At 42.5% G+C, this 13,128-nt stretch carries 10 protein-coding genes; 2 read left to right on the top strand and 8 right to left on the bottom strand.

The genetic code is table 11. The features are described 5' to 3' along the window. Positions 1-190 precede the first annotated feature (190 nt). Both RCH20_RS00470 and uvrB read right to left on the bottom strand, forming a co-directional pair. Positions 191-559 carry a hypothetical protein gene (locus RCH20_RS00470; protein ID WP_209956705.1) on the bottom strand — a complete coding sequence of 123 codons (369 nt, stop codon included), beginning with the start codon at positions 557-559 and terminating at the stop codon, positions 191-193. A 518-nt stretch (positions 560-1,077) separates the two neighbouring features. Continuing rightward, entirely contained in the window at positions 1,078-3,192 is a 2,115-nt protein-coding gene (gene uvrB / locus RCH20_RS00465) for an excinuclease ABC subunit UvrB (RefSeq protein WP_209956704.1), read from the bottom strand. A gap of 328 nt (positions 3,193-3,520) precedes the next feature. Between uvrB and RCH20_RS00460 the strand changes: the two genes are divergently transcribed. Both RCH20_RS00460 and dps read left to right on the top strand, forming a co-directional pair. Next, on the top strand, positions 3,521-3,940 hold the full coding sequence (locus tag RCH20_RS00460; RefSeq protein WP_327192205.1) for a GFA family protein: 420 nt from the start codon (positions 3,521-3,523) through the stop codon (positions 3,938-3,940). A 375-nt stretch (positions 3,941-4,315) separates the two neighbouring features. Then, the gene (dps, locus tag RCH20_RS00455; RefSeq protein ID WP_209956702.1) at positions 4,316-4,798 is read left to right on the top strand and encodes a DNA starvation/stationary phase protection protein Dps; all 483 of its coding nucleotides are present in this window, start codon (positions 4,316-4,318) and stop codon (positions 4,796-4,798) included. A gap of 240 nt (positions 4,799-5,038) precedes the next feature. Here the strand turns inward: dps and RCH20_RS00450 are convergent, their stop codons facing one another. The 6 genes from RCH20_RS00450 to RCH20_RS00425 form a co-directional block, all read right to left on the bottom strand. After that, entirely contained in the window at positions 5,039-6,136 is a 1,098-nt protein-coding gene (locus tag RCH20_RS00450; protein ID WP_327192204.1) for a cation diffusion facilitator family transporter, read from the bottom strand. 173 nt (positions 6,137-6,309) lie between these two features. After that, positions 6,310-6,849: an acyl-CoA thioesterase gene (locus RCH20_RS00445; RefSeq protein ID WP_327192203.1), complete on the bottom strand. Its 540-nt coding sequence runs from the start codon at positions 6,847-6,849 to the stop codon at positions 6,310-6,312. Positions 6,850-7,152: 303 nt separating this feature from the next. Beyond that, positions 7,153-7,563 carry a DUF2177 family protein gene (locus tag RCH20_RS00440; protein ID WP_327192201.1) on the bottom strand — a complete coding sequence of 137 codons (411 nt, stop codon included), beginning with the start codon at positions 7,561-7,563 and terminating at the stop codon, positions 7,153-7,155. Between the two features lie 125 nt (positions 7,564-7,688). Beyond that, positions 7,689-10,283: a DUF1365 family protein gene (locus tag RCH20_RS00435; RefSeq protein WP_327192200.1), complete on the bottom strand. Its 2,595-nt coding sequence runs from the start codon at positions 10,281-10,283 to the stop codon at positions 7,689-7,691. Between the two features lie 127 nt (positions 10,284-10,410). Next, positions 10,411-12,270 (bottom strand): NAD(P)/FAD-dependent oxidoreductase, encoded by a 1,860-nt coding sequence (locus tag RCH20_RS00430; protein WP_327192199.1) that lies wholly within the window; start codon positions 12,268-12,270, stop codon positions 10,411-10,413. Positions 12,271-12,324: 54 nt separating this feature from the next. Next, positions 12,325-13,062, bottom strand: coding sequence for an SDR family NAD(P)-dependent oxidoreductase (locus RCH20_RS00425; protein ID WP_327192198.1), 738 nt, complete (start codon positions 13,060-13,062; stop codon positions 12,325-12,327). Positions 13,063-13,128 lie beyond the last annotated feature (66 nt).

Genomic DNA, 13,128 nt, shown 5'->3' with positions numbered 1-13,128 from the left:
ACGGTACTGCTGGTTTAAGCTTTTTACAGCCTCTGTCTGCGTAGGCACAGCAAGCAAAAAAAACTTATGCCAGCAGTAGATTATGTATCGATATTACTTTTCATTGACTATAGATAATATACAGCTGTCCGTTCAGTATGAAATAAAAGCATCTCAAGCAGAAATATTAGCCTTCACTTATGGTAGCTAGTTATGGCTCTGAAGATGCTGTCAAAGGCAAAGGCCCTGTTGAAGGTAAGACCATATTGCGAAAGTATTTGGACTCACTATCAAGAATCTTGTTGACTTCTTTGACTAAATCGTCGATAACATCATCATAAATCCCGTGATTCAACTCTTTGTCAAAAGAGGTGAATGGATGTTTGCGAGCCGCTGCTCTGACATCAGTCACCCCTTGCTTGGTATAAAAAATATTGACTCGACCATCACTATTCAATACACACTTTAGATCACCCTCTTCAACCACCATTGCCACACTCTCGGGCATGAAAATATAATCATCCACATCAAGCAGTTCTTTTTCTATTCCTCGTTTTAAAAACGATTTGATATCAAACATAGATACACTCCTAAAATTTGCAAACTTAGTCAATTCAAAATAACTTTTACATCAGCTATCCTTTATCAATCTATCCTACATAAGCCAGCTGTCTTTTTTAAGTTGTAAAATGTAAAGCTACGTGTGACATTGGCAATCATACAGAAACCGTAACCTGGGTTAGCAGAAGCGTAACCCACGGTTTTTTATGCCTTATAATTTGAGTTTTATCGCACTGCATCTACTCTAAACTTGGCGATAGAAAACCTTAACAAGGTACAAAGATAAAACTATAGGCTTAATTTCTTTAACTGTTCTCTTATTCTGCCTAACTCTTCTACAATCAGATCCTTAAAACCGTCACTTAATTCATAAGCTCTTAGGTCTATAAGATTGGTTGCTATTATTTCACGACTCCCAAAACTATAATGAGCGGTGATTGAGAATTGCTTAGATAATTTGCTATCAGAGTCACCAAATATAAGAAAAATCCGAGCTAATGCAAAAATTGATTGCTGATTAAAATTCAATAACGCTAGTTACTGTACCAAATGTGCCTTTAGTTCCAACACTTTATCACGGGTTTTGGCGGCATCCTCGAACTTTAAGTCACGCGACATCTGCTTCATTAACTTTTCGAGACGATTGATTTCTTTAACTAGCAAATCAGGACTGCGTAAGATACTAATATCGACATCGGGCAGGTTGCTCTTGACTGGAATCGCTTGGTTATCATTGGCATCGAGGTCTTCACCCGTATCGATTTTGTCGGTGACGTTCCGGCGTGCGCCCCTTGGGGTAATATTATGCTCGAGGTTAAAGGCCACTTGTTTTTCGCGGCGACGATCGGTCTCTTCAATCGCTCGCTCCATACTGGGCGTGATGCGGTCAGCATAGAGGATAGCCTTACCATTAATATGACGGGCAGCGCGACCAATAGTCTGAATCAAGGCACGCTCAGAACGCAAGAAGCCCTCTTTGTCCGCGTCAAATATCGCTACCAGTGACACTTCGGGCATATCGAGACCCTCACGCAGCAAGTTAATACCGACCAATACATCATGCACGCCTGTCCGCAGCTCATGAATGATTTGCATGCGCTCGAGGGTATCAATATCTGAATGTAAATAAGCGACTTTGACATCGTATTCTTTCAGATAACTGGTCAAATCTTCTGACATGCGCTTGGTCAAAGTCGTAATTAAGACCCGCTCATCTTTTTCGCGGCGCTTGCTAATTTCTGATAGTACATCATCGACTTGAGTCAGTACCGGACGAATCTCAATCTCGGGGTCAATCAAGCCCGTTGGGCGCACCAATTGCTCGACTACTTGCTCGCTATGCTCCAACTCATATACTGCAGGCGTTGCACTGACGTAAATAGTGGTTGGCTTGATACGCTCCCACTCTTCAAACTTCATCGGCCGATTATTCATCGCACTTGGCAGGCGAAAACCGTAATTGACCAAGTTTTCTTTACGTGATCTATCGCCTTTATACATCGCGCCAATCTGCGATACCGTCACGTGTGACTCGTCAAGGAACAGTAAGGCATCCTCTGGAATATAATCAAACAAGGTTGGTGGCGCCTCCCCTGAAGGACGACCGGATAAATGCTGTGAGTAGTTCTCAATACCGTTACAGTAGCCGAGCTGTTGAATCATCTCTAGGTCATACTGAGTACGCTCTTTGAGACGCTGCGCTTCAATCAATTTATTATTATCACGGAAATATTCAAGACGCGGCTCAAGCTCAGCTCGGATAGTATGAGTTGCCGCTTCTAGCTTATTGCGCGGGGTCACATAATGCGACTTGGGATAAATAGTAATACGCGGCACACTGCGTACTGTTTTGCCGGTTAATGGATCAAACCAGGTGATTTTTTCTACTTCATTATCGAATAAATGCACACGTACGGCCAGCTGCTCAGACTCTGCCGGATAAATGTCTAGTAGCTCACCACGCAAACGATAAGTACCACGACCAAAGTCTAATTCATTACGCATATATTGCATTTCGACCAAACGCTTAATGGTCGCGGTGCGGTCAATGCGGTCACCGACTACGATATGTAGTAGCATTTTGAGATAACTTTCTGGATCACCCAAACCATAAATACACGATACTGAGGCGATAATGATGGCATCACGGCGCTCTAATAGCGCACGGGTAGCAGAGAGGCGCATTTGGTCAATATGATCATTAATCGCGCTGTCTTTTTCGATAAAAGTATCACTAGCTGCCATATAAGCTTCAGGCTGATAATAGTCATAATAACTAACGAAGTATTCAACCGCATTATTCGGAAAAAACGCTTTAAACTCACCATACAACTGCGCAGCAAGGGTTTTGTTATGCGCCATAATGATGGTTGGTTTTTGACATTCGCTAATAACTTTTGCCATAGTAAACGTCTTGCCGGAACCAGTAACTCCTAGCAATAGCTGCTCATCCATGCCAGCGTTAATGCCATTAACCAACTTTTCAATCGCCTGCGGTTGATCCCCTGCTGGCTCAAAGTCAGTAATCATCTCAAAGGCGCGGCTCGATATTTGCGTTCCTGACGCATTAACACCACTAATTTCAGCTTCGCCTTGTAGCTGAGTGGCTAATTGGTTTAACTGACGCGATGAGCGCGGTTCGGGCATACGCATAATGGCTTTCTTCTTCTTAAGGTTTATAACAATGTGGGGGCTGAGCGGCTATTTTTAAAGGACAATCGAGTGCTTTATCCTTACGTAAGTGGATGATTTTTATGATAGATAAATCCATTTACCGAGGTGCTCTGGTAAGGGCAGCCCCTAAAGACAGTCCCTTTAACATCTGTGTTCCTATTCATAAGCAACCAATACAAACCTAACTTAATAAATCATCATGACCTTTCCAATCTGCAACTTAAAACCTTCTAAACAATACAATATAGTGAAATATGTATCTAGAGACTCGCGTATAGTCGAGTTACATTCAATCAAGGAAAAACTTATGAAAGGCAATTGTCTGTGCGGTAACGTAACGATTGAAGTAGAAGATATCAATACCTTTGAGGCCTGCCACTGCACGATGTGTCGGCGCTGGGGTAGCGGTCCACTGATGGCAGTTCATTGCAATTCAAAAGTAGATATTACTGGTGAAGAGTCAATGACCGTCTATGCGTCATCAGCATGGGCAGAGCGCGCGTTTTGTCATAAATGTGGTACCAATTTATACTATCATCAGCTTGGCTTTGATACCTATGTTTTATCTCTTGGACTGTTTCAAGACCACACCAACTTTAAATTTGAAAGCCAAATTTTCATCGACAAAAAACCAAGCTATTACGAATTTGCTAATGACACTACCAATTTGACTCAGCAGCAATTGTTTGACAAATTTGAAGAAAAAGGCATCACACCAGCTGAATGATCGTCACAAGGGATAGTAGGATAGTGATTTATTGATCAAGTATTATCAAACACCCCTTTATTCCTGATTCGCTTTACAAAGCTTTTCACGTTTAACAAAGTCGTTACACGACCACTCAATAAAGCCTAACGCATAGGGGTTCCATCATTGACATAAGCTGTTATTATCGATACTGAATTAACCATTAACAGCACTTACTTACTTATTACTAGTTACTAGCACCGCGCTTAATATACATTGTAAACGGCAATGCTAACTATAATAATAAAGTGTGAGAAGATGCTTCGTAGATTCACAACACTGCATTTACAAGCACTATATTTAGATTCGATATAACACTTTTAGCCCACTAATAATTAGATAATGGAGCAACCTATGAGAGAACGTTACGCAAGTGGAATAGACGATGCTACTGCAGCAAAAATGATAGATTTATTGAATGCCAATCTAGCCAACGTCATTGATTTGACGTTAGATGGCAAACAGTGCCATTGGAATTTACAGGGTACTGGCTTCATTGGTGTGCATCAGTTACTAGATGATACTGCAGAGCGTATTCGCGAAGTATCAGATGCAATTGCAGAGCGTATTGTTATTTTAGGTGGTCAGCCTAATGGCATCGCTAGCCGAGTAGTCAAAGATTCTATTCTAGAAGACTACCCGACTGATATCACTGAAGTTGATGAGCATGTCCGTGAGATTACTAACCGCTATAAAAAAATAGCTGTTAAATTGCGTGAAGCTATTGATGCTGCTGGCGATGCTGGCGATGAAGATACTGCTGACTTATTTACTGAAGCCAGCCGAGTCATTGATAAAGATGCTTGGTTCATTGGTGCCAATGCGCCAAAGAACTAATAACACTAAAAAATTAAATTAGAACAAGTTTAACTTATCTGCTGAATAGAAAAAGGTCGCCGCTATGGTGACCTTTTTTATGAACTATAAATTTTATGAGCTATAAACTTCGAAATTTGACAATAAATCCTAGCGCTTGTTCGTTAAGCGGGTAGTATTTTAGAGCCTATATAATTCTTCTTAGCCATATTCCACCAACTGACCTACTCTATAAAATGCCACGCGTAATTATTGGGCTACTTACTGATCTTCTAAGCTTAAGGTTTCAGCGTTAGGAATCGACAAGGTCAAAATAGCCTCTTGGAATAACGGGTTAGCACGGAACTGATTTTCGATGTCTTCAAATTTGTGGGCGATGCTGTTTTCTGGCTGATTGCCGACAATATCTACCGCAGCCACCATAAATATCTTGGTAGGCCCTACCCATTCTAGATGTAGATACGACACACTATCGATATCCGGGTGATCTAGCAGCTCTGCTAAAATATAATGATGTATTTTGTCTGTGACTTTATAACCCACTAAAAAGTCACGGTTACGGCTGATTAAAAATATCGCCACCACCCCTAATAACAACCCCACAATGATAGAACCCAGCGCATCCCAAAATGGCTGGCCGGTATACGCGTGCATACCCATAGCGGCAGCCGCAATAACCAGACCCACTACGGCAGCCAAATCTTCAAAAAATACCCCGCGCAGGGTCGCGTTGGAAGTATCGACCACATAATCAATAGCACTAATATTGAGCGCCTTACCATGCTTTTTACTTTGCCGATAGGCTTGTAGTAATGATGCACCCTCAAGTACAAAAGCAACCGCCAAGACAATAAAACCAATGGTGTAGTTGGTCTCAGATTCAGCAGCATTCCATTCTGTAATTCCGGTATAAATAGAGACAATAGAGCCTGCCATGAATACACCAAAAGCCGCAATCATCGACCAGACATAGGATTCTTTGCCATAGCCTAGTGGGTGGCTTTTATCAGCAGGTTTGACTGCCTTTTTTTCCGCAACGATTAGTAACGTGCCATTACCTGTGTCCGCCCAGGAGTGTGCCGCCTCTGCAATCATAGAGGCTGAGCCGGTCATAAAAGCAGCAACCGTTTTGGCGATAGCGATGATCAGGTTGGCACCAACTGCAATCAATACTGTAATCAATGAGCTAGAGTGCTTATCATCACCAGGTACAGAATTAGAATTATTATTAGACCCAGAACTGGCATCATCATTTGCATCGAAGATAACATGACCAGCACCACGGGCACGACCGTTCGGCGTAGGCACGGGATGCTTGAGATCAGGCGGCGGATTGGCAACAGACGGCTTTAAACTCATGCTAAGCTCAATAAAATGACCAAAAACATCCTGATGTTTAGGATGTTAATATTTAGATTAAAAGATAGCTTAGCCTAAAATAAGTTGCTTATAGTATCAATAGCTTTTTAGTGAGTCGCTGTTTAGTTTGTTAGTACTTTGAACAGTTGGTTGTTACTGTATTTATTGCCGCACTAAAGCGTGTTTCCTGGCTCACCAACCATGGTGGAGATTTCACAGCTTGGGCGATTTGAACCTTCCGTATGCAAACGCTTGCGCTCTAGGGCGGCGTCAAAACGGCATTGCTGCATCGGGGTGTCTACTTTGAGTGGTGGAATGAGTGTTGGTTTACCATTGTCATCAATAGCGACCATGGTAAAATAACAGCTATTAGTATGACGAATGGTGCGCGCTCGCACGTCTTCCGCCTCAACGCGGATACCAATTTCCATCGAGGTTCTACCAACGTAGTTGACACTGGCTGCAAAAGTAACCAACTCGCCCACATAAACGGGCTTACGGAACATCACTTGATCCACTGATAATGTCACGACGTAATTACCGCTATAACGACTGGCACAGGCATAGGCAACTTGGTCAAGCATCTTGAGTAAATCGCCACCATGGACATTACCGATAAAGTTAGCCATATCGGGAGTCATGAGCACCGACATATATAACTCATGGTTTAAAGGTGCTTTTTTGGCAGTTGAAGTGGTGTTAGCTTGAGGCATAGCATTCCTTACGAGCATTTGAGATTTGTTTATTTGGAGGCATATTTATACAGCAGCACGCATGGTAGCGCAACTTAATGGCGACTAGACAGACACCTCATATACCAAATAGTCTTTCAGTAGCAGTTTTAACTCATGACTCGGTGAGAGTTTTTAGCTAAGGACAGTCATAGGTTTGAGTTGATGGGGCTATGTTAACGGGGCTATATTAACCGGGCTATATTCAAGCTAATAAAAAACTATGAATTGCTTGAGCTCTCAGAGCCAAACAACTCATAGTTAAATATAAGCGGCTGATTTAAGTTAGCTGAGCCAGTGAAAACGATAAGCCAACCATGCCACGATGGCACTGACTGAACCAGTCAATAATCCACCCCATGCAAAATCGACTAGTGCCGTATCTAGGGTAAAGCCTTTGTACAATGCTAAGTTGGTGAAATCATACGTTCCATACGCCATCAGCCCAATTAGGCCACCTAATAAGAAGATATATCCAACTGAATTACCAGCTTTAATTTGTGGGTACAATACCAGTATGCATAGCGCCAATACATAGAACATATAAAAAACGCCAGCTGCGAGCATATTTGGTTCATCAGCAAGCAAGTGTCCGATACGCTCCTCATAAAATGCGCCTTTCATGGTCGTCAGCCAGACCGCATCGACACCTAAAAATATGACAACAGCTGCAAGATAAATAAATACGTAAGCCATGATAATGTCCTTTTATAATGACATGCTTTAAGCATGATGCTTTTTTGTAGCGTTGGTTGTGATGATAGCGCTTCATCATAACAATGTTTGCCTACTCTTTCTATGCTCCCCCACTCAACCGACTATTATGCTGCTGGCAAGTCGGAAAAGTGTAGCGTATCTATATTGTCGGGTTTCACCGCAGTGACCTGTACCACACCAATAGTACGCTCCAAAAACCCCCCTTCACAATAACAGAAATAAAACTCCCATAGGCGAATAAAGGCCTCATCATAGCCAAGCGCTTTAATCTCTGCACGCTGCGCCATAAAGGTCGCACGCCAATCCCGCAAAGTATAAGCATAATCAAAACCATAATCATGTAACTGCTTGACGACCATATCCGTTTGCTTGGCAAATTGTGTGGTCAGTTCCTGGTTGGACAATAAGCAACCACCAGGGAAGATATGAGTCTGAATAAAGTCGACAGATTTTACATAATCGCTATAATTTTGATCATTAAAAGTAATGGCTTGTAGCACCATCAACCCAGTTGGCTTGAGGAGATCATTACATTTGGCAAAAAAAGTAGGTAAATACTCGTGTCCAACCGCCTCAATCATCTCAATACTGACCAGTTTATCATAATGCCCGGTCAGCTCACGATAGTCCTGTTTTAGCAGAGTAATGTTATCAGAAAGCCCAGCTTCCTCGACACGGCGGCGTGCTTCTTGGTACTGCGCGTCAGAGATAGTGGTGCTGGTCACCTTGCAGCCATAATGTTGCGCCGCATAAATCGCAAACCCACCCCAGCCTGTGCCGATTTCAATCACATGATCCTCAGCTTTGAGTTGTAATCGCTGACAGATGAGCGCCAGCTTGTGCTGCTGCGCCTGTGCCAGTGACATATCAGGCGTAGGATATACCGCTGATGAATACATCATGGTTGGGTCTAAAAACCGCTGATACATCGCATTGCCTAAATCGTAGTGTGCCAAGACATTTGACTTTGCACCCGTCTGATCATTACTACGTAACTGATGCTTGGCTTTTTCAAAAGTCTTACTAATGCTGGCAAAGCGATTCTCTAAATTATCAATTACCGCTAGGTTGCGCGCTGATAGACGTATGAGCCCCGTTAGATCATTAGTGTCCCACTCCCCATTAATATAACTATCGGCCAAGGCAATAGAACCCCCAAACAACAGTTGACGATAGACATTGCTATCATGAATATTCATGGTGATATGTAAGGGATGTCGACCAACCGCCGAGCTACTACGCACTTTTGAATGATTGGAAACTGAATTTTTGGTAGGGTCGCCAAAGGTCTGAACGACAGGTGTCACTTCATCAGAGTCCTCAATGATAGTGATACTGCCAAACTGAATATGCTGCAGTGCACGAAATATAGCCTTTCTTGCCAGATAGTTCACACTATTATTTACAGGTTGCAAGACTGCGCTGTTATTAACGGCTTGGCTTAATCGTGCCGTAATTTTTCCAACAGTTGAAGATGGTGTACGATCGGTTGGGCGTGCTGGCATGGTCTCGTTATCCTTGTCTATATATTTTGTATTCTGTGACTGGACTCCTGAAGCATCCAGAATGGTCTTTTGAGAGTGACTGTTTTTGTCATCATATTTATTGATATCGACTGCCTGCTGTTGGCTATCTGCTAACTTTTGATCATAGCTAATGTAGGGCACTTTTTTAATGGCATACAGTTTAAATGCGTGCCAATAAATGCGGGTCAATGAACTGATATTCATCAACGGATTTTGACGTAAGCTTTGTCGGACACTGTCAGCAGTCATCGGGATGCCGGTCATTTTTACCCCAGTTTTTAATACCTCACCGCGCACATCGCTGATATTGATTGCGATACGAATCTGCAAGCAATCACCTTTCCCATCATTTATGTCGGTAGTTTTAGGCTCTTTGATGGCATTATTTTTTACCGAAACCTGCCATTGGTACCGTTGATCGATAGGATTAAAGGGTGAAACATGGAAATCCTTATCATGACAAAACTCAGTATTCGCACCCGTCAATAAAAATCCATAATAATGGCGTTTATTCCACGGGGTGTTAGAGACTTCTGCCAACAAATGAGTGGGCGTCTGCTCACTATCGAACCCCAAATAAAAATTTACCGGGCTAAAATATATTCCTGCATTACGGCAGACTACCAAGCCGATCATGTCACCGGTCGGCACGCTACCTGCATACTGGTTAAACGCCTGATGTAGACGCTGTGTCAGATTTTGCGCTGAAGTTTGCGCTGACAGTGGCACTGATGACGCTGGTTGTTCGACCTTACTGCCATGAGCAACATCAACACCAATGTCAGTATCATTGTTGTCGTCATCGACGCTATCCCTGACTTTTGCATCATCATTTAGACAATCGGCATGTAGAGAATCAGCAGGTAGAGAAGGATTATTTAAATAATTGCCCTTTAAATAATCTTCAGCGTAAAACTGCTGCAAAGCGCTATGCTGTGCTGAAAATAACGGTAGCCCTTTCAGACCTTTATGCTGACTAAATGTTGGTGTCGCTACTTCTGGCAGGCACTGGCCTGCTGCTAATGCGCTAATATTCACACCCCAATAACGATAAGGATAAGTGAATTTGTGCACGCTTGGTAATAGGCGACTGTGCCAAGTCGTACCCTCAAATAACTGATGAGGATAGCTTGGCGTCGAAGCCGATTCGGACGGATGAGCAATTGTGGACATAAGGCTCTCTTTAAGTGTTGCAGCTAGCAAATGTTGCAGCAATATTAATTATCTTAGATACCACTATTAAAATATAAACTATTGTTGAACTATAAGTTGTCGTTACTAATTAGCCAGTATCGACATCCTATTGTGCTTTACGACGTCTACCAAACAAGCCCCGTTTTTTCTTGCCACTGAATTCATGAATGGTTGGTTGTAGAGTGGCAATATAGTCAACCAACTCTTGGTTAGTAGTCGCGGTAACCACCTGACGTTTTTTAAGTTTCCGCGGCTGCTTGTCTGCCTTTACTGGCAAATCTTGATAACGAAATGGCGTATGGGCCGTTTGGGCATCAGGTAAATGGCTAGGGTCAACCTCATCTTTAATCTCAATATCACGACCCAACGCTTGGCAAACGCGCAGCCCACTTCGCACGCCGTCTTCATGGAAGCCATTGAACCAATACGCCCCACAAAAGTGCGTATGCAAGCCATTACCAGAGATGCTGGTCCACTTTGTTTGAGCGGCAACCATCGCTTGATCAAACACTGGGTGACTATAATACATACGCTTTATAACCTGAGCGGGATCTATATCATGATTTAAAGTGACCAGATAATTATGTTGCTTCGTCAGCCGCTGCAAAATATTCATATGATACGTGAGTGCTGGTTTGACCGGCTGTTGCTCACTCTTATTTTCAACATCATTTTTTCGATTGGGCTTTTTATTTGCCTTATTATCAATAAGGTAATTCCAACTTGCCCATGCCAATGGTTTTTTGGGTAACACGCTAGTATCGGTATGCAGTACAGCGGTATTTTTGGTAAAGTGGAAATGGCTTAGCACTTCGGTCTCATCTTCGCTGGCATCGCTTAATAGACGCAAAGCGGTATCGGCATGGCAAGCAAAGATCACTTCATCAAATATTAAAGTTTGCAAGTCACCGCTAGTTTTAACATTTGTATCAGTATTCGCATTGGTATTTGCATTAGTACTGATATTGGTATTTGCATTAGTACTGACATTGGTATTTGCACTAGTAGTTACAAAACTTATGGACACCTTGCCATCATGACGTTCAATGGACTGTACTGGGCTATTAACTCGCACGGTGCCGCCCGCTTTGACAAAACGGGGCACCAGTTTATTAACATATTGCTTAGAGCCGCCCTTGATAGTAAACCACTGCGGACGATTAACAACCTCAAGTAAACCATGGTTATCAAAGAACTGAGCAAAGAATACCAGTGGAAATCCTTGCACTTCTTTCAGATTAGTTGACCAAATCGCGGACACCATTGGTAATAAATAATTATCAGTGAACAACTTACCATAGCGCTTACTGGCTAGATAACTACCCAATGTTTGTTCTGTAAAGGCACTGACATCTTGTCCTTGCTCGCGTGCAGTATCGTAGTCTTTTCGGATCTGCAAGATATGCTTGTTAAACTGCAAAATATCTTTGATAAATTGCCAAAATTTGGGGCTGAGTATGTTTTTGCGTTGCGACAATAAGGTGTTGAGCGTATGACCGTTGTACTCGAAATTACGCGCGGTATTTTTAACCGAAAAGCTCATGTCCGTTGCCTGAAACGGTACTTGTAAATCGTGAAGTAAACGAAAAAAGTTAGGATAAGTACGTTCATTAAACACGATGAAACCGGTATCTATCGCACTGCTTTCTGTTTTGCTGGCTTTTGATTTTTTGCCATCTTGTAATGCCACATCGATAGTATTAACGTGCCCACCGATATAGTCATTGGCCTCAAATACTGTCACCTCATATTGCTTCGCCAAATAGTGCGCGCAAGTGAGACCTGATACCCCTGAGCCGATAATGGCCACTCGTTTCTTAGCTTGAGAATTAATGGCATTAGAATCAATGGCATTAGAATCGACGCTTGTTTCAAGTTCAGATTTAGACTTCGTTGATTGCGACATTGATTGCAACTTTACAGATTGAGCTGGTGCAGGCTCACGCTTGCGGCGGATAAACGACATAAACACTTTCCTTTGTACTCTGTGTAGACATTCTATTTGGTGGTGTGTTACTGACTATTTTTTATTCATTTTTTTGCTGACTTGCTGCCAGATCATATCGGGTAACGCCCCCAAAGTCTTTAGTGGTAAGGTCAGCTTTTTGGGAAATTCAATGACCTTATTGCCATTCTCAATCCCAGCACGGATAGCGCGGCTGGCTTGCTCTGTAGTCTGAAGGAAGGGCATTGAGAAGTCGTTTTGCTTGGTCATTGGGGTTTCCACAAATCCGGGCACCACTAAACTCACCGCAACACCCTGAGGCGCTAAGCTAATTTGTAAGGTTTTCATTAGATAGTGAATCGCCGCTTTTGAGCTACCATAAGCTTCTGCTCGTGCAAAAGGCACATAAGCAGAGGCTGAACCAATACCAACTAATCGGCCTTTGGATTCAATCAGTTTTGGTAACACCCCTTCAATAGCATGCGATAAAGTGCCCATATTGACTGACAATACCTTCATAAACACACTGCTATCAAAGTCTGGCATATCTAAATATTCGCACATGCCAGCACCACAAATCGCTAGGTCAACCTGACTTATTTTATCAAAGGCCTCAATCACCTTATCGCGGTCCATCAAGTCCAGATTAATCGTCTCTGCTCCCAATTCTTTGAGCGCAGCTAATGCCTGATCATCACGTCCAACGGCATAGACTTTGTGGCCTGCTAACAGATAATCTTTAGTCAATTGGTTACTAATACCAGAGGTCGCACCAGTGATGAGAATATGAAGTTTTTTAGGAGAACTGGTCATCGTGAACATCCTTCTTTTGATCGTTATTTATTGGGATTCATTATAGTTTATCACTAAAAATTGCTG

It is taken from the genome of Psychrobacter sp. PL15, assembly GCF_035984995.1.
Taxonomy (GTDB): Bacteria; Pseudomonadota; Gammaproteobacteria; order Pseudomonadales; family Moraxellaceae; genus Psychrobacter.
Note: the sequence above shows the minus strand (reverse complement) of the source record. Positions and strands in the feature narration are given on the sequence as shown.